Consider the following 26,740-nt stretch of genomic DNA (forward strand, 5'->3'; position numbering starts at 1 on the left):
CCATGGGACGCATCATCTGCTGCGGTCTCGGCCCCGGTGATCCTGATATGATGAGCGTGCGCGCCGACCGGACGGTGCGCGGTGCGAAGCATGTCGCCTATTTTCGCAAGAAGGGCCGGCCCGGCCAGGCGCGGCGGATCGTCGAAGGCATGTTGGGCTCCGACGTCACCGAATACGCAATGGAATATCCTGTTACGACGGAGCTCGCCTTCGATAGCCCGGAATATGTGCAGCTGCTCGCCGGCTTCTACGACGAATGGGCGGAACGGCTGGCGCGGCTTTCGCGTGCGGTGGATGTCGTCGTGCTCTGCGAGGGCGATCCTTACTTTTACGGCTCCTTCATGCATCTGCACACGCGCCTGCAAGGCCGTGTCGAGATCGAGGTGATCGCGGGCATTCCCGGCATGGTCGGTTGCTGGAACGGCGTCGGCCGGCCGATCGCGCTTGGCGACGACGTGACGACGGTGCTGATGGGGACGCTCGCCGAAGACGAGCTCGAGCGGCGCATGCGCGATTCCGATGCGCTTGTCGTCATGAAGACCGGCCGCAATCTCGCAAAAGTGCGCCGCGCGCTCACGGCTGCCGGCCGGCTGGACGATGCCTGGCTGGTCGAGCGCGGCACCATGCCGGGCGAGCGCGTGGTGCGGCTCGCCGAGGTCGATGCCGCCGACTGTCCTTACTTTGCGATCGTGCTCGTGCACGGCAAGGGCCGGCATCTGGACGCCGCCGAATGACGGGCACGCTGACCATCGCGGGCCTTGGGCCGGGCAGCGATGCGCTGGTGACGCCCGAGGTCTCCGCCGCCCTTGCCGCCGCCACCGACATTCTGGGCTACGCGCCCTATGTTGCGCGCGTGCCGCCGCGGACAGGGCTCACCTTGCATCCCTCCGACAATCGCGAAGAGCTGCAGCGCGCGGGCGAAGCCCTGCGGCTTGCGGCCGAAGGCGGGCAGGTCGTCGTCGTTTCCTCCGGCGATCCCGGCGTCTTCGCGATGGCGTCGGCCGTGTTCGAGGCGCTCGAACAGGCACCGCAATGGCGCGAGCTTCCCATTCGCGTTTTGCCTGGTATCACAGCGATGCTGGCGGCGGCCGCGCGCGCTGGTGCGCCGCTCGGCCATGATTTCTGCGCGATCAATCTCTCGGACAATCTCAAGCCGTGGGCGGTTATCGAGAAGCGCCTGCGGCTGGCCGCGGAAGCCGATTTTGCCATTGCGATGTACAATCCGCGCTCGGCAAGCCGACCAGAGGGTTTTGGCCGCGCGCTTGCGGTGTTGAAGGACGGCGGCTGCGGCGACCGCCTCGTGATCTTCGCGCGCGCGATCAGCGCCGCCGATGAAAGGATCGAGACCGTCACGCTGAACGACGCGCGGCCTGAGATGGCCGACATGCGCACGTTGGTCATCGTCGGCAATTCGCAGACGCGCCGCGTCGGCCGCTGGATCTATGCCCCGAGACAGGCGCGATGACCGAGCCATTGCATGATCTCGGTCACGCTCTCAACCCGCTGACGATCGGGCAGCTCCGGCCGCGCGATCATGATCACGGGCAGGCTAAGCATGCGGGCCGCGTCGATCTTGGCGCGTGCGCCGTCGCCGCCGGAATTGCGGGCGACGATCCATGCGATGCCGCGCGCGCGCATCATTTCGAGCTCGCGGTCGAACGTGAACGGCCCGCGCGACACGATCACGTCCGCAGCGAAGGGCAGAGGTGCTTCGGGGGGATCGACGAACCGAAGCGTGTAGACGTGCTGCGGCTTCGCCGCGAACGGTGCGATGTGCTGGCGGCCGATGGCGAGGAACACGTTTGCCGGCGTCTCGGGCAGCGTAGCGGCCGCGGCGGTGACGTCGGCGACTTCGATCCAGTTGTCGCCGGGCGCCCTCGTCCAAGGCGCGCGCTCGAGCGCGATCAGCGGCGTTCCCGTTTGCGCGCACGCCTGGACCGCGTGGCGGCTCATCTCGGCAGCGAAGGGATGCGTGGCGTCGATCACATGCGTGATGCGCTCACGGCGAATATAGTCGGCAAGCCCGCTCACGCCGCCGAAGCCACCGATGCGGGTCGGCAGCGGCTGATCGGCGGGCGCGCGGGTTCGGCCGCCATAGGAATACACGGCGTCGATGCCCGCGCGTGCGATTTCCGCGGCGAGCAAACTCGCATCGGCGGTTCCGCCCAGAATGAGGGCGCGCGTCATGGCTGATCCCTGGTTGACCATCATCGGTATCGGCGAAGATGGCCTTGCCGGGCTGTCCGAGGCAAGCCGAAAGGCGCTCGCGAAGGCAGAAACTGTTTTTGGTGGCGAGCGTCATCTCGCGCTTGCTGATGTGGAGGGGCGCGGTCGCCCGTGGCCGGTGCCGTTCGACGCAGACATCGTGCTGAGCTGCCGCGGCCGGCCGACGGTGGTACTCGCCTCCGGCGATCCGTTCTGGCACGGTGCCGGTGCAAGTCTCGCCGAGAAGCTCGATGCCAACGAGTGGATCGCGCATTCGGCGCCATCGACCTTCTCGCTCGCCGCCGCGCGGCTGGGCTGGCGCCTCGAAGCCATCGCCTGTCTCGGGCTTCATGCCGCGCCGTTCGAGCGTCTCGTACCGCATCTCGTGCGAGGTGCGCGCATCATTTGCCTCGTGCGCGACGGCAAGGCGGCCGGTGAGCTCGCCAAATGGCTGAGCGAGCGCGGGTGGGGCGCCTCGGCGTTCTGGACTCTCGCCGCGCTCGGCGGGGCGCGCGAAGGCATCGCTGAGCATCGTGCCGACAGCTTTGAGGGCGATCTCGCCGAAAACCTGGTCGCAGTAGCGGTCGAGGCGAGGGGCGGGCAAGGCATTCCCCGCAGCTCAGGCCTGTCAGACGATCTCTTCGCTCACGACGGCCAGATTACCAAGCGGCCGGTGCGCGCGCTGGCGCTCTCGGCGCTGGCGCCGCGACCCGGCGAGCGGCTGTGGGATATCGGTGCGGGTTCTGGCTCGATCTCGGTGGAATGGGCGCTGTGCGGCGGGACGGCGAGCGCCATCGAGGCACGCGAGGATCGTGCCGCGAATATCCGTAGCAATGCTGCAGCGTTTGGATTGGCGCATCGGATTAATGTCATCGCGGCGTCCGCGCCCGAAGCTCTCGCTGCGCTGGAAGTGCCGGACGCGGTCTTCATCGGTGGCGGTCTCGATATCGCGATGTTCGATGCCATCTGGTCACGGCTCTCGCCGGGTGCGCGGCTCGTCGCGCATGCGGTGACGCTGGAGACGGAGGCGCTGCTCGGCGAACTGCACCAGCGCCACGGCGGCGAGTTGATGCGGGTCGAGATTGCCTATGCAGCGCCGCTCGGTCGCTACAGGTCCTGGGAAGCGTCGCGGCCCGTGGTGCAATGGAGTGCGGTTCGATGAAAGTCGCCGGACTCGGATTCAAGAAGGATGTCACGCTGGCTTCGCTGCGCGAGGCGCTGCTGGCAGCCGGTGGTTCCGAAGGCCTCGCGGCGGTCGCGACTGTCAGCGACAAGGCCGACGCGGAAGTGCTGAAGCAGCTCGCGCGCGAATGCGGCGTACCGATCAAGCCGGTTCCGGCGGACATGCTGGCCGGCATCGAGACGCCGACGCAGTCAAAACTCGTCGCGGAAAAGTTCGGCACGGGCTCGGTCGCTGAAGCCGCGGCGCTCGTTGCGGCTGGCCCCCGCGCGCGATTGATTGCGACGCGGGTGGTCTCGCGGGATCGCACCGCGACCGCCGCGATCGCGGAAGGAGACGGCGCATGACGGTGCACTTCATCGGTGCAGGACCGGGCGCTCCGGATTTGCTGACGTTGCGCGGACGCGACCTGATCGCGGCCTGTCCGGTCTGCCTCTATGCGGGCTCGCTGGTGCCCGAGGGCGTGCTGGCGCATTGCCCGCCCGGCGCCCGCATCGTCAACACCGCGCCGCTGTCGCTCGACGAGATCATCGCGGAGATCGCTGCCGCGCATGCCGACGGCAAGGATGTTGCTCGCTTGCATTCCGGCGATCTCGCGATCTGGTCGGCGATGGGCGAGCAGCTTCGCCGCCTGCGCGCGCTCGGTATTCCCTACACGGTCACGCCGGGCGTGCCGTCCTTCTCGGCTGCGGCAGCTGCACTGGAGGTCGAGCTGACGCTTCCCGGTCTTGCCCAGACGGTGGTGCTGACGCGCACGCCGGGCCGCGCCAGCGCAACGCCTGAGGGCGAAAAGCTCGCGTCGTTCGCCGCCACCGGTGCGGTGCTCGCGATCCATCTGTCGATCCATCTGCTCGACAAGGTCGTCGCCGAGCTGACGCCGCATTACGGCGCGGATTGCCCGGTCGCCATCGTCTGGCGCGCGAGCTGGCCGGACCAGCGCATCGTTCGCGCCACGCTGGCGACGCTCGATGCCGCCGTCGGCACCGAGATGGAGCGCACGGCACTCATTTTGGTTGGCAAGACGCTTGGAGCGGCGGATTTCGACGAGAGCCGCCTCTATGCCGTCGACTACGACCGCCGCTATCGGCCGGTCGGCGCCGATCCGCGCTTTCCGGAGGCATCGTGATGCCGGCAGGGCTCGTCATCTCCGCGCCGGCCTCCGGCGTCGGCAAGACCACGCTGACGCTGGCGCTCGCGCGCGCCTGGCGCAATGGCGGATTGAACGTGCAGTGCTTCAAGAGCGGGCCCGATTATATCGATCCCGCCTTCCATGCCGCTGCGACGGGGCGCGCTTCCGTCAACGTCGATAGCTGGGCGATGGATCGCGGGACGATTGCTCATCTCGTCGGTCGCGGCACTAATGCCGATGTCGTGCTCGCGGAGGGCTCGATGGGCCTGTTCGACGGCGTCGCGGCGCGCGGCGTCTCCGGCACCGGCGCCACCGCCGACATTGCCGAGATGCTGGGCTGGCCGGTGCTGCTGGTGATCGATCCCTCCGGACAGGCGCAGACGGCGGCGGCGATCGCCGCAGGCCTTCGCGACTATCGAGCCGGTGTGCGCCTTGCCGGCGTGGTGCTCAACCGCGTCGCCAGCCCACGGCATGAAGATCTCGTGCGGCGTGCACTCAACGACGCCGGCATCGCCGTGTTCGGCGCGCTGCCGCGTCATGCCGAGATCAGCCTGCCGAAACGGCATCTCGGCCTGGTGCAGGCCGAGGAGCAGGCCGAGATCGGCAAGCTGATCGACGAAGCCGCGCGCTTCGTCGCCGAGCATGTCGATCTCGATGCGGTGCTGCGATCGGCAGCAAGCTGGTCGCCGCAACCGGCGGTAAACGGCATGAACGTGACGCCGCCCGGGCAGCGCATTGCGTTGGCCCGCGATGCCGCGTTCTCCTTCATCTATCCGCACATGCTGGAGGCCTGGCGCGCGGCCGGCGCCGAGATCTCGACATTCTCGCCGCTTGCCGATGAAGCGCCCGACGCGAGCGCCGACGTCTGCTGGCTGCCCGGCGGCTATCCCGAGCTGCACGCGGGGAAGATCGCGGCCAATGCCCGCTTTCGCAGTGGCTTGCGCGCGTTCGCTGACACACGGCCGGTGCACGGCGAATGCGGAGGCTATATGGTGCTGGGAACCGCTCTGACCGACGCCGACGGCATTCGCCATGAGATGACGGGCCTGCTCGGACTGGAGACGAGCTTTGCCAAGCGCCGCATGCATCTCGGCTATCGTCTCGCTGCGCTCGCCGCGCCGATGCCGGGCCATCAGGTCGGTGCGCGCCTGCGCGGTCATGAGTTCCACTATTCGACGATTATCGCGCAGCCCGATACGCCGCTGGCGGTCGTGCACGATGCAACAGGCGCGGTCATCGCCGAGACCGGCTCGCGGCGGGGACAAGCCACCGGCACGTTCTTCCATCTGATCGCGGAGGATCGGTGAGCGGTTTTGTCACTTTCATCTCGGCCGGCCCCGGCGACCCCGAGCTCCTCACGCTCAAAGGCGCCGCGCGGCTGCGCGATGCCGACGTCGTGCTCTATGACGACCTCGCCTCCGGCGCGATCCTCGATCTGGCCCGGCCCGGCGCCAATCTCGTCGCGGTCGGGAAGCGGGCAGGGCGGCCCTCGACCAAGCAGCACCACGTCAACCGCCTGCTGATCGACTACGCCGCGGCCGGCGTCCGTGTGGTGCGGCTGAAATCGGGCGATGCCGGTATCTTTGGCCGGCTCGAGGAGGAGCTGGAGGCGCTGCGCGAAGCCGGCATCGGCTACGAGATCATTCCCGGAATCACCTCGGCCTGTGTCGCCGCCGCGCAAGCCGGCATTCCCCTGACCCGGCGCCACACGTCGCGCCGGGTGCAGTTCGTGACCGGGGCCGATGTCACCGGCGAGCTGCCGCAGAATTTGAACTGGGCGGCGCTGGCGGATCCCGAAGCGACCACCGTGGTCTATATGGGCCGGCGCACCTTTCCGGCGCTTGTCGCAAAATTGATCGAGCACGGCCTCGCGCCGGATACCCCGGCGCTGTTCGCCGAATCCCTCGGTCGTCCCGACGAGCGGCTGGTCCGCACCACCATTGCCGAGCTGGCCGAACAGCTTGCGCGGGGCGGCGCCGCCTCGACGGCTGCCGTGATCCTGTTCGGCGCGCTGGCGGGCGATTATCCGTCATGACCGTCCCGGCCGCCCTTCGCCCCTTGACGCCCGGCTGGCGAAAGGGGCACACAGGAGACGCATGGTGCTCGGGGTGGTGCAAGCCGCCAGAGCATAATCGGGAATGGGGGTGGGCGGACAGTTGCGCCGCCCAAAACCCCAGCCGCCCCCGCGACTGTAAGCGGTGAGGGACTCCGATCAGCCACTGGGCCGCAAGGCCCGGGAAGGCCGGAGAACCCCAGTGAACCGCGAGCCAGGAGACCGGCCGTGCATGTTTTGTGGCCAAGGCCGTCGGGTGTGACGGCAGGAAGGAACTGAACCATGCATATCGAACCCGGAGTTGTATCGGGCGCCAAGCTCGTGTTGAGTTACGCAACCGGCATCGCCGTCGGCGGCGTTGCGCTGAAGCTCGCGGTCGAGACCGTGCGCGAGCAGGGCATCACGTCGTTCGCGGCGCGGACGCTCGCCACCACGGGCCTCGTGTTCGTCTTCTTCGAGATCCTGCCGCACTTCCCGGTCGGCGTCTCCGAGGTGCACTTCATCCTTGGCTCGACCCTGTTCCTGCTGTTTGGGGCGGCGCCCGCGGCCTTCGGCCTTGCGTTCGGACTGTTGTTCCAGGGCATCTTCTTCGAGCCGCCCGATCTGCCGCAATTCGGCATGAACGTCACCACGCTGCTGGTGCCGCTGTTCGGGATCCAGGCGATCGCCGCGCGGATCATTGCCCGCAACGCCGCCTATGTCGATCTCAGGTATCGGCAGGCGCTGGCGCTGTCGACCACGTATCAGGCCGGCGTCATCGCCTGGGTTGCGTTCTGGGCGCTCTATGGCTCGGGCTTCGGTGCGACCAACCTCGTCAACATCGCGACCTTCGCGGCCTCCTACGCGCTCGTCATAGTGATCGAGCCGCTGGCCGACCTCGGTGTGCTGGCACTGGCAAAATCGCTGCGTGGCGTCACCGCGCCCGGTCTCGTCACGCCGCGCCTGCACAACGCGGCTTAAGAGACAAAGGGGCGGCCGTCATGGCCGCCCCTGAACGCGCGATGCTCACGCTCTCCCTGATAGGCATCGGTTGCGGCGATCCCGAGCAGCTCACGCGCGCCGCCGTTCAAGCCATCAACGCGGCCGATCTCATCCTGATCCCGCGCAAGGGGACGGCGAAGTCCGATCTCGCAGATCTCAGGCGGACGATCTGCGCGGATGTGCTCACCAATCAAACGACGCGCATTGCCGAGTTCGATCTTCCCGTGCGCGATGCCGGTGAAGCGGATTATCACAAGGGCGTGGACGATTGGCACGAGGCCGTGGCCGCGGCCTGGTCGCAGACGATCGCCAGCCATCTCGGTGATGATGGCAAAGTCGCGCTGCTGATCTGGGGCGATCCCTCACTGTATGATTCGTCGCTGCGCATTGCGCGGCGGCTCGATCCCTTGCCTGATATCGACGTCGTGCCCGGCATCACTTCGATCCAGGCGCTGTGCGCGGCGCATGCGCTGCCGCTCAACGACATCGGCGAGCCCTTCCTCGTCACGACGGGGCGCCGCTTGCGCGAGGGTGGCTGGCCGCAGGGCGTCGATACCGTGGTGGTGATGCTCGACGGCGGCACGGCGTTCCAGTCGCTCGATCCTGCGGGGCTGCACATCTGGTGGGGCGCCTATCTCGGCATGCCCGATCAGATCGTCATGTCGGGCGTTCTGGCCGAGATCGCCCCGCACATCGTCGCCGCGCGACAGGATGCGCGCGAACGGCATGGCTGGATCATGGACAGCTACATTCTCAAGCGCCGGCCGTAAGCGAGGCAGCATGCTCCCTGAATGGGTCACCCGGAAATGCCCCGATGTCTCCGCTGTCCACCGCGAGGCGGCGCTCGCGCGTCAGGCGCAACTCACAAAACCGGCCGGCGCGCTCGGCCGGCTGGAGCAGCTTGCGGTCGAGCTTGCGGGCCTGCAGGCGACCGAGCAGCCGCGCGCCGCGCGAGTGCCGATCATCGTCTTCGCCGGCGATCACGGCATCGTCGCGCAGGGCGTGTCGGCCTATCCGCAAGGAGTGACCATCGCGATGATGGCGAATTTTGCCTCGGGCGGTGCCGCGATCTCGGTGCTGGCGCGTGAGCTTGGCTCAAACCTTGAGGTCGTCGACGCCGGTACGCTGGCGCAGGAGGAGATGGCAGGAATCGTCACTGACAAGCCGCGCAGCGGCACGCGCGACTTCAGCGTGGAAGCAGCGCTCCCCCCCACGGAGCTGGCATTCGCCTTCGAAGCCGGTCAGCGCGCAGTCGCGCGCGCAGAAGCCAGCAGGCCCGATCTCCTGATCTTCGGCGAGATGGGCATCGGCAATACCACGACGTCGGCGGCGATTGCGGCGAGCCTGCTCGGCATCAGTGCCGAGGAGATCGCGGGCTGCGGTACCGGCGTCGACGCGGCCGGCCGCGCGCACAAGGCGCGCGTGATCGACGCTGCGATCGCGCGTTACGGCGTTGCGGGCGCTTCGCCGGAACAAATTCTGTGCGCGGTCGGCGGCCTCGAGATCGCGGCGATTTGCGGCGCCATCATTGCTGCTGCGCAAGCCCGCATTCCCGTGTTGATCGATGGCTTCATCGTATCCGTGGCAGCGCTGGCGGCGGTGCGGCTGAACCCGTCGTGCCAGCCATTCCTGCTGCCGTCGCATCAATCGGCGGAGCAGGGACATCGGCTGGTGCTGCGTGCGCTGAACGTGCAGCCGTTGATCAGCCTCGATCTCAGGCTCGGCGAAGGATCGGGGGCGGCCATCGCGCTGCCGCTGGTGCGGCTCGCGTGCAGCCTTCACAACGGCATGGCGACCTTCGCGCAGGCCAACGTGCCGGATCGCCCGGCCTGATCCAGCTCAAGCCGCGCGCTGATTGACCGCGACGACGCGCCAGCCGGTGGCGAGCCGGTCGATCCGGGTCAGTGACAACGGATCGATCACGAAGCGCAGGGCCGCTTGTGGTGTCAGATCCAGCGCAATGCAGAGCGCGGCGCGGATGGTGCCGGAGTGAACGACGAGCGTTGCCGAGCCGGCGCCGATTTGCGCGAGACCCAGCCGGACGCGCGCGACCTGATCCTCAAAACTTTCGCCGCCCGGCGGCCGACCGTGCGCCGGATCGCTCCAGAACTGCGCATAGGTCTCCCCGCCGGTCGCAGCGAGTTCGTCATGCCGCCGGCCGGTCCAGTCGCCAAAATCCTGCTCGCCAAATTCGGGCACCAACGCGGGTTCGAGTCCCAGCGCGCGCGCCGTCTCAACCGTACGTCGCGCCGGGCTCACCAAGCTCGCAGCATCTGGCGGAAGCCTCTGCCGCAACGCCTCCAGTTGCACGCGATCGCCGAGATCGGCGGGCGCGTCGGCCGCGTGGATCGTCCCTTTGACGCCGTCGACGGGCGCATGCCGTATCAGCCAGAGGAAGGTCTCGCCTTCCATGCCTATCTCCAAGGAAGTTGGTCGCTGTGGTAATAACGTCGCAGCGGCACATTGACTCTGTCTTGTCGGTAATCCTAGATGGCTTTGACGGTTTCCCCGAGTGGGGATGAAAAGGGAATGCGGTGCGGGGATTTTGTCCCCAATGCCGCGGCTGCCCCCGCAACTGTAAGCGGCGAATCTTGCGTCACGAGCCACTGGGTATCTCGGTCCCGGGAAGGCGATGCAAGGTACTGACCCGCGAGCCAGGAGACCTGCCGTCAGCCGTGGTCACACGCGAAGATGTCGGTCGGGGAGTACAGACATTCGGCTTCATCGGAAGGCTCAAAGGCCGGAGGTGGGACCTGGTTCGCTGTGACGTGCCACTGACGTCATACCGAGGTCCCGAACTGTGTCTTCCATTCGTCTTGTACGACCGCGTTGCTTCCTGCTCGCTTCCGCCGCGCTTACTTCATTTGCAGTCGCCGATCTGCCCGCAGCGCTGGCGCAGCAGGCCCGCGAGCCGCTGCCGCCGGTCGAGGTGTCGCCCGCCCAATCCCGCAAACCGGCAAAGCCGGCGGCCCGGGACGCGCAGAGCCCACGCCGCGCGGCATCGCGCAGGCCAGCGGCCGCATCGGCCGCGGCCAAGCCCGTCGTGCCGACCGCGGCGGCGCAGACGCCGCTCAACACCAATGTGGTTGCCGAGAGCGCCTCGCGCCTCGGCCTGACCGTGCAGGAGACACCCGCGACCGTCGAAGTCATCTCGGCCGAGACCATGCGGGAGCAGGGCTATCGCACCGTGTCGGAGGTTGCGCAGGGCGCGGTCGGTGTCACCTCCGGCGACAATCCGGCCGAGCCCGCGGCTTTCTCCATGCGTGGCTTCACCAACAGCCAGATCAACATGCTCTACAACGGCATCAAGATCGGTCCGCAGAACATGACCTCGCGGATCACGGATACGGCCAATCTCGCAGCCGTGGAATTTTTGAAAGGTCCGGCCTCGCTGACGTCGGGCGAAGGTGCCGCCGGTGGCGCAATCAACTTGATCACGAAGCAGCCACACACCGGACCGATCCGGAATGAAGCTGACTTTTCCTGGGATTCGCTCAACTCGTTCGGCGTCCATTACGGCTCGGGCGGCAGCACCAACGTGCAGGGGCTCGACTACCGCTTCGACATCAGCCGCGCCTCGCTCAATGGCTTTGCCGACGACACCAATACCAAGACGTTGGATGTGTCTGGCCAGCTCAATTACCGCATCTCCGACAGCCTCAAGATCTGGGGCGCGATCGAGTACCGGGAAGATCGCTCGAAGGCCTATTGGGGCGCACCGCTGGTACCGATCGCCTTCAGCGGCTCGCATGCGACGAGCGGCATTGTTTCGGGCAATTACGTCTCGAACTTCAACAAAACGAATCTCGGTGCGATCACGATCGACGATCGTACCTTCAACACCAATTACAACGTTCTCGACAACCGCAACGTGGCACAAGAGGTGTGGCTGCGCGGCGGCTTCGAACTGAAGCTGGCGCCTGACCTGACGCTGAAGAGCCAAGCCTATGCCTATGGCGCGGAGCGTACCTGGTTCAACAACGAGATCGAGGCTTTCAATGCCAGTACGGGCCTGCCCAACTCGAACATGGTCGATCGCGAGCGCTTCTATGTTGCACATAGCCAACGCCTTGTCGGCAACATTACCGACCTGATTTGGGACGCTAATATCGCAGGCTTCGACAACCGCCTGGTCACGACACTTTCGTCCAGCTATCTCGATTTCGTCAGGCCAGGCGCGGCCAACTTCCCGGACGATTACGTCTCGCTCGTCAATCCCGACCGTGGCCTTTACGGCCTGCTCACGACGCAGCAGCAGACCGCGCGCATCGACAACGAGGCGCTGTCGTTCGAGGACCGGGTGAAGCTCACGCGAACCTTCGCGCTGGTCGGCGGCCTTCGCGTCGAGCATATCGGGCTTGACCGCAACTCGACCGACGCCGCCGGGCTGGAAAAGGCGAGCTTACCGTTCTCGAAGTCCTGGGTCCCGACGACGGGGCGTATCGGCTACACCTGGGACGCCGTGCCCGGCCTGACCTTCTTCAGCCAGTACGCGACCGGCGCGGACGTCTCGGCCAACAACATCTTCCTGCTTGGGCCAGCCCAGCCGCTCGACCTGACGACCTCGCGCACCTATGAGACGGGCGTCAAGCATCTGTTGTGGAACAACAGGGCGGAATGGTCGTTCTCGGCCTACGATATCGAGCGCAAGAACGTCTATGCGGCGGCTGGCGGCATGCAGCTCAACATCGCGGGACGGCAGGAGTCGAAGGGCGTCGAGCTCGCCGCGGCCGTACGCCCGATCGATCCCCTGCGGCTCTGGGGCAACATCGCCTATGTCGATGCACGCTATGCCGACTACAATTTTGCCGGTGGTTCGTTCTCCGGCAACACGCCGCCGAACGTGCCGCGTGTCGTGGCCAATGCCGGTGCGTCGTACCGGTTCTTCACGCCCTGGCCGGTGGAGCTCGGCATCACGGGCCGCTGTGTCGGCGACCGCTACAACACCGATGCCAACTTCGTGACGATGAAGGCCTACACCGTCGCCGACGTCTACGCCTTCGTCGACATCCCGAAGACGGTGTTCAACGCGGTCGACCAGGCCCGTCTGGGCTTCCGCGTGCGCAACATCACCGACAAGCGCTACGCGATCTGGGGCGATCCGTTCTATCCCGACCAGATCCTGCTCGGTGCGCCCAGGACCTATGAGCTCTCGGCCGCGTTCAAATGGTAGGGCGCTGACCACATGATGAACGCGATCGTGCTGCTGCATCGCTGGCTCGGGATCGCGTTCTGCCTGCTGTTCGCGATGTGGTTCGCGAGCGGAATCGTGATGCACTTCGTCCCGTTTCCGTCATTGACGGAAGCGGAACGTTTTTCCGGGCTCGCGCCGGTGGCTGGCGGAGAGGTGAGGATTGCGGTCGCGGATGCCGTCGCCGCGAGCGGGATAGCGGACGCCACGCGCGTTCGCCTGGTCCAGCGGAGCGACGGGCCGGTTTATGTCGTGTCGGACCCGTCGCGTGTGGCCGCGATCCATGCCTCCGACGGACGGGATGCATCGGTGACGTCGGCCGACGTCGCGGTCGGTATCGCGCGGGATCATGCCCGGCAACGCGGGCTCGATGCCGCGCGGGCGGCGATGATTTCGGGCGCGGATTATGATCAATGGAGCGTGCCGAACGGCTTTGATCGACACCGGCCTCTGTTGCGCGTCGCTCTTGGCGATGCGGCCGGAACCGAGGTCTATGTCTCCTCGCGCACCGGCGAAGTCGTGCTGGATACGACCCGCAGCGAGCGCGGGTGGAATTGGGCCGGCAGCGTCCTGCACTGGATCTATCCGACAGTCCTGAGGAGCAACTGGTCCCTTTGGGATCAGGTGGTCTCGACATTGTCGCTGGTGGCCTTTATCGCCGCGACGCTCGGCGCGGTGCTCGGAATTATTAGGATCAGGATTCGAGGGCGTCGGGTCTCGTCGCCTTATCGCGGCTGGCACGCACTGCATCACATCATTGGTCTCGTCGCGACCGTTTTCGTGCTGACCTGGAGTTTCAGTGGCTGGCTCTCGATGGATCACGGCCGGCTGTTCTCGCGCGGGGAGCTGACCCCGACCGAAGCGGGCGTGGTGTATGCCGCGCCTGACTGGACGACGGCCCCATCGTTCGGTCAGCCGTCGGCTCGCGAAGTCGAATGGTTCGCCGTCAACGGTGTTGTCTACCGGCGCGACCGGACCGGCCTCGCCAGTCAGACCTTGACCAAAGCGGGGGAGGCGATCCGCAGCCGGCAGGTGGCATTCCTCGGCGAGAAGGATGTCCATGACCTGACGACGCGCCTTGCGCCGGGCTGTGGCGACTCGTCCGTTCTTGCCGACAATGACGATTATCCCGCGTACTCCGTTGTCCCCGGAGCGCCCGTCTATCGCTCCCGATGCGGCGACCTCTGGTTCGACATCGACGGTGCCGACGGCCGCGTGCTGCAAAGACTGGATGCCTCGCGGCGCGCCTATCGCTGGTTCTATAGCGCGCTTCACACGCTCGATTTTCCCGTTCTCATGGCGCATCCGCGTCTGCGCGATATCCTGGTCGTCGGGCTCTGCTTGCTCGGGCTGGCATTTTCCGTCACCGGCACCGTGATCGGCTGGCGGCGCTTGCGGTCGACCTTCGCGGCTTGAGCTGCGTATCGAACAAATCATATGCGCCATGCAGATTGCGGGTTGCGCGGGCGATGGCAGGCGCGGATGATCGTCCGAGGGGGCGCAGCGGTGCGCTCTCTCAATGGGGCGATCGTGATCGATGTCAATTCAGCGCAAGCGCCTCGGCATGATGACCCCGTCGTCCAACTCGGTGCTGGAGCCCGTCACCAGTTCCATGCTGCATGGCGTGGCCGGCGTCACCGCTCATTTCTCGCGCTTCCGCGTTACCGAGATCGCGCTCGATGCCGCGGCGCTGAACCAGTTCGATGCCTCGGTGATGCTGCCGGCGGCGGATCTGCTGGCGGACGCCAGGGTCGATGCCATTGCCTGGAACGGCACGTCGGCAAGCTGGCTCGGTATCGGCCGCGACCGGAGCCTGTGCGAAGCGATCGCGGCGCGGACCGATATCCCGGCGACGACCTCCACGCTCGCCTGCATCGACGCCGTCCGCGCGCTCGGCGCCGGACGCGTCGGCCTGGTCTCCCCCTATACGGACGACGTGCAATGGCGTATCGGCGATGTCTGGGCCGAGGAGGGGATCGCCCCTCACGCCGAGCGGCATCTCGGCCTGCGCGATAACTTTTCCTTCGGTGAGGTCACGCCCGCGACGATCGCCGACATGATCCGCGCGGTCGCGGCGGACGGTGCCGATGCCGTCGTCATTCTCTGCACCAATCTCGACGGCGCCGCGCTGGCTGCCTCGCTCGAACGGGAGTTGGGTATCGCCGTGCTGGACTCGGTCGCGGTCACGCTCTGGCGGACACTCGAACTCGCCGGCGGCGACATCGCGGCCCTTGCGGCGTGGGGCCGGATCTTCCAGACATCAGCGATCATCAACTGACGGAGCCCTCCTGTGACGCAGCTCGATCTCGCCATTCGCGGCGGCACCATCGTGACGGCCAGCGACGAGTTTCGCGCCGATATCGGCATTCGCGAGGACGCATCGTCAGCATCGCCGACCGCATTGAAGGTGCGGCGCGCGAGATCGACGCGACAGGTCTGCTGGCGCTGCCGGGCGGGATCGACAGCCACGTCCACATCTCCCAGGCCTCCGGCCCCGACGTGGTGATGGCCGACGATTTTGCTTCGGCAACGCGCGCCGCGGCGGCCGGCGGCAACACCATGGTGCTGCCCTTCGCGCTCCAGGAGAAGGGCACGTCGCTGCGCACCTGCGTCGAGAACTACCGCAAGCTCGCCGAGGGCGAATGCTACATCGATACCGCCTTCCACCTCATCATCTCCGACCCCACCGCAGTCGTACTCGGGCAGGAGCTGCCGGCTCTCGTCAAGGATGGCTACACCTCGTTCAAGGTGTTCATGACTTATGACGACCTCGTGCTCAGCGACAAGCAGCTGCTGGAAGTGTTCGACGTCGCGCGCCGCGAGGAGGCGCTGGTCATGGTCCATTGCGAGGGTTACGACGCGATCCGCTTCCTCACCGCGAAGCTCGAACGCGAGGGCCATATCGCGCCCTATTATCACGGCACCTCGCGGCCGCAGGCCGTCGAGCGCGAGGCGACGCATCGCGCCATCAGCCATGCCGAGGTGATCGGCGTCCCCATCATGATCGTGCACGTCTCCGGGCGCGAGGCGATGGAGCAGGTGCGCTGGGCCCAGCAGCGCGGACTGCCGGTGCATGCCGAGACCTGTCCGCAGTACATCACGCTGACGGCCGACGACATGAAAGGCCTGAACATGGACATGTCAGGCGCAAAGTATGTCTGCTCGCCGCCGCCGCGCGATGCCGAAAGCCAGCAGGCGATACGGGAAGGGATCACCACCGGCGTGTTCCAGACCTTCTCGTCCGATCACTGCCCGTTCCGCTACGACGACCCCAAGGGCAAGCTGACGCCGAATTCCCGCACCTCGTTCCGCTGGGTGCCGAACGGCATCCCCGGCGTCGAGACCCGGTTGCCGATCCTGTTCTCCGAGGGCGTGTCGAAAGGGCGGATCAGCTTGCAGAAATTCGTCGAGCTGACTGCGACCAATCATGCGCGGATCTACGGGCTCTATCCGCGCAAGGGCTCGATCGGCGTCGGCTTCGACGCCGAGATCGCGCTGTGGGACCCGAAGCTGACAAAGACGATTCAGCAGGCCGATTTGCACCATGGCTCCGACTATACGCCGTGGGAAGGCTTTGACGTCACCGGCTGGCCCGTCACCACCATCGCGCGGGGCCGCGTGGTGTACGAGCAGGGCAAGATCGTCGGCGACAAGGGCGCGGGCGAGGTGCTCAGCCGCGGCAAGTCGAGCCTGGTGTGACGGAAAAATAATTGCATCGGGACGACGCCATGTCGTCCGTTGCGCATACCATCCTCGCGCTGCTGCGACATCATTGATCCCTTTTCGCCGGCCGCCTTTCGGTGTAGCTCTGCGCCCACTTATGAGGCGACCGGACGCCAATGCTGATCGCCGCCGAAATCATGCAGGAGACACCAGGGATGTACCCGAAAGTTCAGATGTTCATCGCCGGCGAGTGGACCGACGGCACTTCCGGCAAGTCGGAGGACATCCTCAACCCCGCCACCGGCCAGCCGATCGGCAAGACCCCGCACGCCTCGCGCCAGGACCTCGACCGCGCGCTGGAGGCCGCCAAGGCCGGCTTCGAGATCTGGCGCAAGACCTCGCCGTTCGACCGCTACAAGCTGATGCGCAAGGCCGCCGACATCATCCGCTCGCGCGCCGCCGAGATCGCGCCTGTCATGACCATGGAGCAGGGCAAGCCGGTCGTGGAAGCGCAGGGCGAGACCATGCTCGCCGGCGACCTCATCGACTGGTTCTCGGAAGAAGCCCGCCGCGCCTATGGCCGCATCGTGCCGCCGCGGATGGGCAACGTCTCCCAGCTCGTGACCAAGGAGCCGGTCGGCCCGGTCGCCGCGTTCACGCCCTGGAATTTCCCGATCAACCAGGCGGTCCGCAAGATCTCGGCCGCGCTCGCCGCCGGCTGCTCGATCATCGTCAAGGGCCCGGAAGAAACCCCGGCAAGCTGCATGGAGCTGGTGCGCGCCTATGCCGACGCGGGCATTCCGGCCGGCGTCGTCCAGCTGGTGTTCGGCGTGCCGTCGGAAGTGTCCGAATATCTCATTCCGCACCCGATCATCCGCAAGATCAGTTTCACGGGCTCGACCGCGGTCGGCAAGCATCTGGCCGCACTCGCGGGCCTGCACATGAAGCGCGTCACCATGGAGCTCGGCGGCCACGCGCCGGCGATCGTGTTCGCGGACGCGGACCTCGACAACGCCGCCAAGATTCTCTCGGCCAACAAGTTCCGCAATGCCGGCCAGGTCTGCGTCTCGCCGACGCGCTTCCTGGTGCATGAGAGCGTGTATCAGCCCTTCGTCGACAAGTTCGTCGCCGCGGCCAAGAGCCTGAAGGTCGGCAACGGCCTCGACAAGGACACCCGCATGGGTCCGCTGGCGAACCCGCGACGCGTCGACGCGATGGAGGGTCTGGTCTCCGACGCTGTGCAGCGCGGGGCCAAGGTGCAGGCCGGTGGCAAGCGCATCGGCAACGAAGGCTTCTTCTTCGAGCCGACTGTGATCACCGACGTGCCGCGCGATGCCCGCATCATGAACGAGGAGCCGTTCGGACCGCTTGCGCCGATCACCTCCTTCCGCAGCTATGACGAGGTGGTGGCCGAGGCGAACCGTCTGCCTTACGGCCTATGCCTACACGACCTCGACCAAGACGATGCAGGCGATCGGCTCCGATATCGAGAGCGGCATGGTGTCGATCAACCACCATGGCCTCGCGCTGCCGGAAGTGCCGTTCGGCGGCATCAAGGATTCCGGCTACGGCTCCGAGGGCGGCCTCGAGGCGATCGAGGGTTACCTGAACACGAAGTTCGTGACCCAGGCGAGCGCGTAAGGAAGAGTCGCGTTGTCATTCCGGGGCGCGCGAAGCGCGAACCCGGAATCCATCGCGCCGCGCGTAAAGAGGGAAAATGGATTCCGGGCTCGCGCCAAGCGGCGCGCCCCGGAATGACGGTGGATAGGACCTGCGTTGCCTGACGGGCGAGACATGGACAAGAGCCGTCACCCGAGCAAGCGCGTGTCCCTTGCCGGGATGCATATCGACCGGAATTCGGCGGTGCCGCTGCATCTGCAGATCGCGGCGCACATCCGCGATGGCATTTTGCGTGGCGTCTTTCCGGCCGGAACGCTATTTCTGGGATCCCGCGATATCGCGCGCGAACTGGGCTGCTCGCGCACGGTAGTGCTGACCGCCTGGGATCTGCTCTACGCCGAGGGCTATCTTGAATCGACGCCGCGTGGCAGCGTCATGGTGGCCGCCGTTGCAGCCCCGCATGCGGAGCCTCCGTCCACTACGTCGCCTGCGAGCAAGCCTGCCCACATGTCGGAGCGTTGGCGATCGCTGCTTGGTTTGGATTACGAGACCAATTGGCCGTCTGTGTTCGCGCCCGGCGCACCCGACGTCTCGACCTTCCCATTCAAGGAATGGTCGCGCCTGCTGCGCCAGACCTGGCTAAATCCCAGAGAGCAGGAGTGTCTCGATCTTCCCTCGGAAGGCCACCCGCGCTTGCGGAGCGAGATCGCGAACTTCCTCGGCTCGGTGCGCGGGCTCGTCTGCTCGCCGGAAGAGGTCGTCGTCACCTCAGGCACATCGGGCGCGCTTGATTTCTGCAGCCGGATGATCCTCGATCCCGGCGACGAGGTGTGGGTCGAGGAGCCCGGCTTCGTCGAGGCGCGCTGGGCGCTCACGGCTGCGGGTGCGAAGCTCGTTCCAATTCCGGTCGATGACAAGGGCCTCGTCGTCTCCGAAGGAATCCGGCGCGCACCGGGTGCGAAGCTGATCGTGGTGACGCCGTCGCATCAATATCCGCTCGGCGTCAGCATGAGGCTGGAGCGGCGGCTCGAGCTGCTCGATTGGGCCAACAAGAACGACGTCTGGGTGAGCGAGGACGATTACAATTCCGAGTTCAGGCACCAGGACAGCATGATCGCCTCGCTGCGCTCGCTCGATCGCGAGGGGCGGGTAATCTATTTCGGCACGTTCTCGAAGATCATGATGCCGAATTTGCGGCTCGGCTACATCGTCGCCAACAGGCATTTCATCGAAGGCTTTTCCAAGGACCGCGCGCGCATCGATGTGCACACCTCCGGCATCGGTCAGCTCGCGCTGGCCGAGTTCATGCGGGAAGGGCACCTGCTGCGGCATCTGCGCGGGATGCGGCGGATTTACGCCGCGCGCCGGAAGGCACTGATCGATGCGATCGCAGCGCTGATGCCTGACGATCTCACCGTATCCTCCGCCGTCACCGGATTGCATCTGGTGGCGCTGTTCACTGAAGCGATGCAGGCACGCATGAGCGACCGAGAAGCGGCCGCGGTCCTGAAGCAGGCCGGCATCCACGTCCAGCCGCTCTCGCAAAACTTTCTGGAGCAGCCGACGCGGCAGGGCCTGGTGTTCGGCTACGGGCGGCTGCGGGTCGAGGACGCCGCGCCGCTGCTTGCGAGAATCGCGGCTCGCATCGGCAGCGGTCGCCGCAACGCACCATCCGACCCGGCAATATCCTCTCTTACTGTTCGTACAATAAAGAGAAGCTGAGCCGACCGTCGTGCATAGCTCGTAGGCATGCGGCTTTACCGCAACGCCGTTCAATCGCCTGGAAATTAGACAGACGTTTTTGAGTGCTCCGATTGCAGTGCAGCGGGCGTCACGATTTGCGTGGAGAAATCCTTGGTGCGCTGCACGTTTGTCGCATGGAACGGTTCGCGTTCGTGTGCTCTCTGCGCGGGCATGGCTGCACCAAAACGTGCAGCCGGTGTTGCACCGCGTGATGCCGGTCCTGCGCTGGTCTAGCGGTTTGCGACAACTCTGGCCCTATCCCGAGCCCATCGCTCTGTCGCACGCTCGCAGGCGGTGGCATGACAGGGGATGATGATGAGCGCTCTCGGTTTGGCATTGGACGTTGCGATGGACGGCAAGCACCCGGCGTCCGGTTCGGACGTCATCCGTAACTGACCCCGCACATGAGCTCCTCCGAAAATCACTGGGAAGTCGGCACCGATATCGGCGGCACCTTCACCGACATCATCGCCATCCGGCGCGGCTCCGTGGAGGCGCGGATCGCAAAGGTGCCGTCGCGCCCCGACGCGCCGGTTCAGGCGATGCTGGAGGCGATCGAGGCGGTGGGCCTGCGCAAGAGGGAGGTCAAGCGCTTCGTGCACGGCACCACGCGCGTCACCAACGCCATCGTCGAGAACCGGCTGCCGAAGGTCGCGCTGGTCGCGACCGAAGGGTTCGCCGATGTGCTGGAGATCGCGCGCTATCGCCGCCGCGATCTCTATCGTCTCGACATTCCGCCGAAATCGCCGCCGCTGGTGCCGCCCGAACGATGTTTTGGGCTCGCCGAGCGCCTCGATCACGAGGGCCGGGTGCTGAAGGCGCTGGATGAGACCGAGATCGAGCGCCTGGTGGCCTGGCTGAAGCAGACCGGCGTACAGAGCGTCGCCGTGGCGCTGCTTCACGCCTATGCCAATCCCGTCCACGAAAAGATGCTGGGCGAGCGCCTCAGGGGCGTCGTCGCCCACGTCTCGCTGTCGCATGAGGTCAATCCCGAGGCGCGCGAATACGAACGGACGTCGGCGACCGTGTTCAACGCGGCCGCGATGCCGATTGCGGTGGAATATCTCAGCGAGCTGGAGCAGCGGCTGCCGATCGGGCCCGGCTTGCAGGTGTTTCATTCGGCCGGAGCCATGGTCCCGATCTCGGCCGTGAAGCGGCGGCCGCTGGTGATGGCGATGTCGGGGCCGGCGGCCGGTGTCTCCGCATCGGTCAGTATCGCGCGCCAGCTCGGCACATCGCGCATGCTCACCTTCGACATGGGCGGCACCACGACGGACGTCTGCCTGATCGTCGACGGGCAGGCCGAGATGACCGACGGCCGCATGCTCGGCGACAAGCCGCTGCGTCAGCCGATGCTTGCGGTCCATTCCATCGGGGCCGGCGGCGGATCGATCGTGCGAAACGGTCCCGGCGGCCTGACGGTCGGGCCGGAGAGCGCCGGCTCCGAGCCGGGGCCGGCGTGCTATGGCCGCGGCGGCCTTGAGCCGACCATCACCGACGCCAATGCCGTGCTCGGCTATCTCAACCCCGAGACCAAGCTTGGCGACCGCATCGGCATCGACATCAAGGCCGCGGAACGCGTCATCGACCCGATCGCGCGCACCCTGGGGATGAGCCTGACCGAAACAGCACTCGGCATCATCAAGGTCGCCAACGCGACGATGGCCCGTGCGCTCCGCCGCGTCACGGTCGAGCGCGGTATCGATGGCCGCGACTGCACGCTGCTCGCCTTCGGCGGCGGCGGCCCGATGCATGCCGCAGGCCTTGCCGATCTCTACGGGATTGCAGAGGTCGTGGTGCCGAGCGCATCGAGCGCGTTCTCCGCGCTGGGCTGTCTCACAGCCGATTTCAGCTTCCTTCAGCAGCAGACTCTTCGCGCTGCTCTCGACGGCATCGATCTCGCCCGGGTGTCGGAGCGGATCGGGACGCTGATGGACGATGCTTCGGCGCCGCTGATCGCCAACGGCGTTGCGAGGGCCGAGATCCAGGTCGAGCTTGTGGCGCTGATGCGCTACGCGGCGCAGAATGATGCCATTCCGGTGCCGTTCACGTTGCCGCTCGACGTGACCAAGCTGAAGAAGGACTTTCTGGCGCGGCATCACGAACTGTTCGGCTATGCGACCAGCGAGAGCTGCGTCATCGAATCCGTGCGTGTGCAGGCGCGGCGCCCGTCGACGACGGTGGTGAGCCGGCCGGCGACTGCGGTGAGGGCGGTGTCGTCGGGCAAGCGAGCCTGCTCATTCGATGGCCTCCACGATATCCCGACCGCGATCATCGATCGCGCCAAATTGACCGATGTCGTCAGCGGCCCCGCGATCATCGAGGACGCATGGTCAACGGTGGTGGTCCCGCCCGGCTGGCAAGCACAACCCGACGCCGCCGGCAACCTGTTCCTGACGCGGAGGGCGGCATGAAGCTCGATCCGTTCGTCGTCGAGGTTATCAGGCACGGGCTCTCGGCCGCGGCCGAGGAAATGAGCCTGGTGATGACGCGCTCGGCGCGCTCGCCGCTGCTGCGCGAGGCCGGCGATCTGTCGTCCGCGATCACGGATGGCCGCGGCGGCCTGGTCGGGCAGGGCCGCGACATCCCGATCCATCTCGGCGCGATGGCCTACACGATCCCGGAACTCCTGAAGGTCGTGCCGGTCGAGACCCTGAATGACGGCGACGTGCTGATCTACAATGTCGGCGCACTCGGCGGCAATCATCTCAACGACGTCAAGGTCGTGCGTCCCGTCTTCGTCGACGGCGAGATCGTGGCCTTTGCGGTGAGCCTGGCGCACTGGCCCGACATCGGCGGCACCTGGCCGGGCAGCTATTTTGCGAAGGCGATCGACACTTTTCAGGAGGCGATGCGGATTCCGCCGGTGCTGATCGCCACGTCAGCCGGCGTCAACACGCCGATCGTGCAGCTGCTCAAGGCCAACGTCCGCGATCCTGAGTCCTGCGAGGGCGATCTGCTCGCCCAGATAGCCGCGACCAAGGCCGGCGAGAAGCGCATCGTCGAGCTTTGCCGCGAGCACGGCAAGGCGGTGTTCATGGCGACGCAGTCGCGCCTGCACGATCTCTCCGAGATCGAGATGCGGGACGCGCTCCGCGACCTGCCGGATGGCGTCTACGAGGGCGAAGACTATCTCGACGACGGCAGCGTCAACAACGCGCCTGCGCGCATCCATGTGAAAATCACCATTCGCGGCGACGAGGCGACCTTCGACCTCTCCGGAAGCTGCGACCGCGTCTCGAACTTCTGCAACACGACGCCGTTCATGGCGCGCTCGGCGGTCGCCTATGCGGCACGCATCATGAGTGGGCGCGACATGCATCAGAATGCGGGCGCGCTCCGGCCTTTGACCATCATCACACGTCCGGGCTCGATCCTGGAGCCGGGCTGGATGGCGTCCGTTGCCGCCGGCAACCACGAGACGTCCATGCGCATCGTCGATGCGATTTTTCGCGCGATGCAGGACACCATTCCCGAGCGTCTGTCGGCCGGTGGCGCGACCACGGCGGGCGTGCTGTTTTTTGCCGAGCCGCGGCAGAACGGCTCGTGGAAGATGCTCTACGAGGTCCACGGTGGTGGTGAGGGCGCGCGGCATGATCGGGCCGGCATGTCGGCGACGCGCGTGCATCTCTCCAATACGTCGAACACGCCGGTGGAGGTGATCGAGGCGAGCTACGCGATCCGCCTGGAGCAGCAGGCCATTCGCCGGCAGTCCGGCGGCGCGGGGGCGCATCGCGGCGGTGACGGCTCGGTTCGCACCTATCGCATCCTCGCGCCTTCGATGCACCTGACCACCTGCATCGAGCGCATGGTGATTGCGCCGTTCGGCATGCAGGGCGGCGAATCCGGCAAGGCCTGCCGCATCTCGCTTGTCAGGCAGGGCGCGAACGTCGCGATCGACGGAAAATCGAACCTGGTGTTGCAGCAAGACGATCTCGTCACGATCGAGATGTGCGGCGGCGGCGGCTACGGCGCCGCGGCCGCGGAGTGAGGGGATTGCGATGAGCAGATTGTTGCGAACGGGTCTGAACGCAGGCGAAGCCGCGCCGATGGCCGTCGTCGGCGGCGAGGGCGTCTATTTTCACCTGTCCGATGGCCGCAAGCTGATCGACGGCAGCAACACCGGCGGTGGCCTCGGCCACCGCCATCCCGCGATGGTCGAGGCGATCCGCCGCGCGGCCGATACGCCGGTCGTGAACGAAGGTTGGACCTGGGTTGGCCGCGAGCAGGCTGCCGACGACCTGATGGCGACCGCGTTCAAGGGCGAAGAGGGTTGGGTCGGCGCGGTGCGCTTCTGCATCAGCGGCAGCGAGGCCAACGACATGGCGCTGTCGCTCTGCCAGGCGCTGACGCAGCGGCCGGCGCTGGCGACGCGCGAGCGCGCCTATCACGGCATCACCGGCCTGTCGCGCAGCATGACGGTGCAGCCGCAATGGCACGGTGGCCTCGCGGTGCACGCAGGCGGCTCGAAGCTGCCGGCGCCGATGGCGCCGGTGCGGATTCTCCCGGCGCCGGATGGCGCGATCTATGGCGCGCCGATCAACAATACGCCGCCTAGCGAATATCTGGCTGATGCCACGCGTCTGCTCTCGGACACGGCGGCGACCATCATCGACTACACCCAGGGCGGGATCTACTACGACGGTGCCTATCAGGACGAGCTGGGCCGCTGCGCGCGGCAGGCAGGTTCCTACTGGATCGCGGACGAGGTCGTCACCGGCGCTGGCCGCGCAGGCCGCTGGTTCGCCTTCCAGGGCGCGGAGAGCCGCCCCGATATCGTGACGCTCGGAAAATCGCTCGGCGGCGGTGCGGCGGCAGTCGCGGCGGTCGTGGTGTCGAAAGACATCGTCGAGCGGCTCAAGGGCACGAGCTGGCAGAATTACGGCACGCTGCGCGGCCATCCGATCAGCATGGCTGCCGTCAGCGCTTACCTGAAGGTCGTCAACGAAGAGAAAATCCTGGAGCGCGTAGCGAGCCTGGAAAAGCTGTTCACCCGCCGCTTGCTCGCGATCGCGCAAAGGCATCCGAGCGTGCAGCGCGTGGCGGGGCAGGGGCTGCACTGGACGGTGGAGCTGCACGGTCCGGATTGGCGCTCCTGGCATGCCGACACCACCGAGGTGCCGATCGCCTCGCGTGTCGCAGAGCGGGCGTTGGAGGCGGGTGCCGTGATCGGCACCAGCGGTGAGCAGACCTCGCTGTTCCTGGCGCCGCCGCTGGTCATCTCCGAGCATGAGGCCGAACTGCTTTTGGATGCGCTCGACCACGGCCTCGATATCGCAGACGAGGAGCACGGGTGAGCGCAGACCCCGCAACACCTCATCGCTCGCCAGCCTGGCTGGCGGACGAGCCTTGGCATCTCGCGATGCCGGAGGGCACGCTGTACGACGCGCTGGCACGCGCGGCGACGGATCAGCCGTCGCACCCGGCGACGGTGTTTTATGGTGCGAGCCTGAGCTATGCCGAGCTACGCGAGCGGGTCGATGCCTTAGCCGGCTTCCTGCAGAAGGTCTGCGGTGTGAAGCGCGGCGACTGCGTCATGATCGCGCTGCAAAACTCGCCGCAATATGTCATCGCCTACTACGCGGTGACGCGGGCGGATGCCGTGATCGTGCCCGTCAATCCCATGAACAAGACGGTCGAGATCGCGTATCTCGCCGAGGACAGCGGCGCCAAGGTCGCGATCATCGGAAGCGAATTGAGCGAAATATTCGCGCCGCTGGTGGGCGAAGCCATCTCCCATACGATCGTCGCACAATATCGCGACGAAGTGCCGGCCGCCACGCCCTATACGCTGCCTTCATGCATCACCGAGGCGCCGTCGAAGATACCGTCGTCGCCAGGCCGGCATTCCTGGTCATCTGCGATCGCGCAAGGTTTGCAGCCAGGCGCAATGACCGCGGGGCCGGATGATCTCATGATCCTGCCCTATACGTCGGGGACGACAGGCAAGCCCAAGGCCTGCATGCATACCCATCGCAGCGCGCTGTTCACCGCCGTCCTGCAGGCACGCTGGTATGGACTCGACGGCAGCGACGTGATGACCGGCTTCATGCCGCTGTTCCATGTCGCGGGCATGCAGGGCTCGATGAATGCCGCGGTGGTGACAGGCGCCACGCTGCTGTTGATGGCGCGCTGGGACAAGGATCTGCTGCCGGATCTGTTCGAGACCTACGGCGTCACGTTCTGGAACGCCGCGCCGACCATGATCGTGGACGTGCTCGCAAGCGTCCGGTTCCGCGATCGGTGCTTTGCAAAACTCAAGGTGCTGACCGGAGGTGGTGCGGCAATGCCGACCGCGGTGGCCGAACGGCTCAAAGGCCGCTTCGGCCTCGATTTCGTCGAGGGCTACGGCATGACCGAGACGATGTCGCGACCCATCTCAATCCGATCGCTTCGCCGAAGCCGCAGTGTCTCGGCATTGCCGTGCACGAGACCGATGCGAGGGTCGTCGATCCCGAGACCCTGATCGAGCTCGACGACAATGTCGTCGGCGAGATCGTCGTGCACGGGCCGCAAGTGCTGCAAGGCTACTGGAACAGGCCGCAGGCCGATGCCGAGTCCTTCATAGAACTGTCCGGCAAGCGGTTCCTGCGCACGGGCGATCTCGGCTATCGCGATGCCCAAGGCTATTTCTTCGCGGTCGACCGCCTGAAGCGGATGATCAATGTCAGCGGTTTCAAGGTGTGGCCGGCCGAGGTCGAAGCCGCGATGTACCAGAACCGCGCCATCCGGGAATGCTGCGTCGTCTCGACCCCCGACGACTACCGCGGCGAGACCGTCAAGGCGCTGGTGGTGCTCGATGAAGCCGCGCGCGCGACGATTTCGGCGGACGACATCGTCGGTTGGGCCCGTGGCGCGATGGCAAGCTACAAGGCGCCGCGCGCCGTCGTCTTCGTCGATGAGCTGCCGCGCACCGCCAGCAACAAGATCAACTGGCGGCTTTTGCAGGATGCCGAATGGGGGCGGACGGCATGA

21 protein-coding genes, 2 pseudogenes and 2 riboswitches are annotated in these 26,740 nt (G+C 66.4%); of the genes and pseudogenes, 21 read left to right on the plus strand and 2 right to left on the minus strand.

Annotation, left to right across the window (positions count from 1 at the left end; all coding sequences use genetic code 11):
- The first annotated feature begins 2 nt into the window (after positions 1–2).
- Positions 3–734: a precorrin-2 C(20)-methyltransferase gene (locus J4G43_RS18790; RefSeq protein ID WP_208085900.1), complete on the plus strand. Its 732-nt coding sequence runs from the start codon at positions 3–5 to the stop codon at positions 732–734.
- On the plus strand, positions 731–1,465 hold the full coding sequence (gene cobJ, locus J4G43_RS18795) for a precorrin-3B C(17)-methyltransferase (protein WP_208085901.1): 735 nt from the start codon (positions 731–733) through the stop codon (positions 1,463–1,465). The genes J4G43_RS18790 and cobJ overlap by 4 nt, the downstream gene beginning before the upstream one ends.
- Here the strand turns inward: cobJ and J4G43_RS18800 are convergent.
- A complete protein-coding gene (locus J4G43_RS18800) occupies positions 1,441–2,187 on the minus strand; it encodes a cobalt-precorrin-6A reductase (RefSeq protein ID WP_208085902.1) in 747 nt (248 codons plus the stop codon). The genes cobJ and J4G43_RS18800 overlap by 25 nt on opposite strands.
- Here J4G43_RS18800 and cbiT point away from each other — a divergent pair.
- From cbiT to cobT, 8 genes are all read left to right on the plus strand, one after another.
- Positions 2,186–3,367, plus strand: a complete 1,182-nt coding sequence (gene cbiT, locus J4G43_RS18805) for a precorrin-6Y C5,15-methyltransferase (decarboxylating) subunit CbiT (protein WP_208085903.1) — start codon at positions 2,186–2,188, stop codon at positions 3,365–3,367. The genes J4G43_RS18800 and cbiT overlap by 2 nt on opposite strands.
- On the plus strand, positions 3,364–3,732 hold the full coding sequence (locus J4G43_RS18810; protein WP_167768191.1) for a cobalamin biosynthesis protein: 369 nt from the start codon (positions 3,364–3,366) through the stop codon (positions 3,730–3,732). The genes cbiT and J4G43_RS18810 overlap by 4 nt, the downstream gene beginning before the upstream one ends.
- Entirely contained in the window at positions 3,729–4,511 is a 783-nt protein-coding gene (gene cobM, locus J4G43_RS18815; protein WP_208085904.1) for a precorrin-4 C(11)-methyltransferase, read from the plus strand. The genes J4G43_RS18810 and cobM overlap by 4 nt, the downstream gene beginning before the upstream one ends.
- Positions 4,511–5,821: a cobyrinic acid a,c-diamide synthase CobB gene (locus J4G43_RS18820; RefSeq protein ID WP_135215873.1), complete on the plus strand. Its 1,311-nt coding sequence runs from the start codon at positions 4,511–4,513 to the stop codon at positions 5,819–5,821. The genes cobM and J4G43_RS18820 overlap by 1 nt, the downstream gene beginning before the upstream one ends.
- On the plus strand, positions 5,818–6,549 hold the full coding sequence (gene cobA, locus J4G43_RS18825; RefSeq protein WP_028148459.1) for a uroporphyrinogen-III C-methyltransferase: 732 nt from the start codon (positions 5,818–5,820) through the stop codon (positions 6,547–6,549). The genes J4G43_RS18820 and cobA overlap by 4 nt, the downstream gene beginning before the upstream one ends.
- Before the next feature lie 45 nt (positions 6,550–6,594).
- A riboswitch (cobalamin riboswitch) is annotated at positions 6,595–6,812 on the plus strand.
- Between the two features lie 37 nt (positions 6,813–6,849).
- A complete protein-coding gene (locus tag J4G43_RS18830; protein ID WP_208085905.1) occupies positions 6,850–7,527 on the plus strand; it encodes an energy-coupling factor ABC transporter permease in 678 nt (225 codons plus the stop codon).
- 41 nt (positions 7,528–7,568) lie between these two features.
- Positions 7,569–8,318 carry a precorrin-6A synthase (deacetylating) gene (cobF, locus tag J4G43_RS18835; RefSeq protein ID WP_135215881.1) on the plus strand — a complete coding sequence of 250 codons (750 nt, stop codon included), beginning with the start codon at positions 7,569–7,571 and terminating at the stop codon, positions 8,316–8,318.
- A 10-nt stretch (positions 8,319–8,328) separates the two neighbouring features.
- Entirely contained in the window at positions 8,329–9,381 is a 1,053-nt protein-coding gene (gene cobT / locus J4G43_RS18840; protein ID WP_135215872.1) for a nicotinate-nucleotide--dimethylbenzimidazole phosphoribosyltransferase, read from the plus strand.
- 6 nt (positions 9,382–9,387) lie between these two features.
- Here cobT and J4G43_RS18845 read toward each other — a convergent pair whose 3' ends face one another.
- Positions 9,388–9,960 (minus strand): histidine phosphatase family protein, encoded by a 573-nt coding sequence (locus tag J4G43_RS18845; protein ID WP_135215871.1) that lies wholly within the window; start codon positions 9,958–9,960, stop codon positions 9,388–9,390.
- A gap of 71 nt (positions 9,961–10,031) precedes the next feature.
- Positions 10,032–10,233: riboswitch (cobalamin riboswitch) on the plus strand.
- A gap of 115 nt (positions 10,234–10,348) precedes the next feature.
- Here J4G43_RS18845 and J4G43_RS18850 point away from each other — a divergent pair.
- The 11 genes and pseudogenes from J4G43_RS18850 to J4G43_RS55320 all read left to right on the plus strand — a co-directional run bounded on the left by J4G43_RS18850 (position 10,349) and on the right by J4G43_RS55320 (position 26,740).
- Complete coding sequence (locus J4G43_RS18850; RefSeq protein ID WP_208085906.1) at positions 10,349–12,721, plus strand: TonB-dependent receptor; 2,373 nt, start codon at positions 10,349–10,351, stop codon at positions 12,719–12,721.
- A gap of 12 nt (positions 12,722–12,733) precedes the next feature.
- Positions 12,734–14,155, plus strand: a complete 1,422-nt coding sequence (locus J4G43_RS18855) for a PepSY domain-containing protein (protein WP_208085907.1) — start codon at positions 12,734–12,736, stop codon at positions 14,153–14,155.
- 121 nt (positions 14,156–14,276) lie between these two features.
- Positions 14,277–15,017 (plus strand): maleate cis-trans isomerase family protein, encoded by a 741-nt coding sequence (locus tag J4G43_RS18860; RefSeq protein ID WP_208085908.1) that lies wholly within the window; start codon positions 14,277–14,279, stop codon positions 15,015–15,017.
- Positions 15,018–15,029: 12 nt separating this feature from the next.
- Positions 15,030–16,438 (plus strand): annotated as a pseudogene (hydA, locus tag J4G43_RS18865) (dihydropyrimidinase).
- Between the two features lie 179 nt (positions 16,439–16,617).
- A pseudogene (locus tag J4G43_RS18870) lies at positions 16,618–18,043 on the plus strand (NAD-dependent succinate-semialdehyde dehydrogenase).
- A 153-nt stretch (positions 18,044–18,196) separates the two neighbouring features.
- Positions 18,197–19,744 (plus strand): MocR-like pyridoxine biosynthesis transcription factor PdxR, encoded by a 1,548-nt coding sequence (gene pdxR, locus J4G43_RS18875; protein ID WP_208085909.1) that lies wholly within the window; start codon positions 18,197–18,199, stop codon positions 19,742–19,744.
- Positions 19,745–20,169: 425 nt separating this feature from the next.
- On the plus strand, positions 20,170–22,179 hold the full coding sequence (locus J4G43_RS18880; protein ID WP_208085910.1) for a hydantoinase/oxoprolinase family protein: 2,010 nt from the start codon (positions 20,170–20,172) through the stop codon (positions 22,177–22,179).
- A complete protein-coding gene (locus tag J4G43_RS18885; protein WP_208085911.1) occupies positions 22,176–23,756 on the plus strand; it encodes a hydantoinase B/oxoprolinase family protein in 1,581 nt (526 codons plus the stop codon). Before J4G43_RS18880 ends, J4G43_RS18885 begins: the two co-directional genes overlap by 4 nt.
- A 10-nt stretch (positions 23,757–23,766) precedes the next feature.
- Complete coding sequence (locus J4G43_RS18890; protein ID WP_208085912.1) at positions 23,767–25,062, plus strand: aminotransferase class III-fold pyridoxal phosphate-dependent enzyme; 1,296 nt, start codon at positions 23,767–23,769, stop codon at positions 25,060–25,062.
- The gene (locus J4G43_RS18895) at positions 25,059–26,231 is read left to right on the plus strand and encodes an AMP-binding protein (protein ID WP_256461563.1); all 1,173 of its coding nucleotides are present in this window, start codon (positions 25,059–25,061) and stop codon (positions 26,229–26,231) included. Before J4G43_RS18890 ends, J4G43_RS18895 begins: the two co-directional genes overlap by 4 nt.
- Positions 26,189–26,740 (plus strand): AMP-binding enzyme, encoded by a 552-nt coding sequence (locus tag J4G43_RS55320; protein ID WP_256461564.1) that lies wholly within the window; start codon positions 26,189–26,191, stop codon positions 26,738–26,740. The genes J4G43_RS18895 and J4G43_RS55320 overlap by 43 nt, the downstream gene beginning before the upstream one ends.

This window comes from Bradyrhizobium barranii subsp. barranii (assembly GCF_017565645.3).
Taxonomy (GTDB): Bacteria; Pseudomonadota; Alphaproteobacteria; order Rhizobiales; family Xanthobacteraceae; genus Bradyrhizobium; species Bradyrhizobium barranii.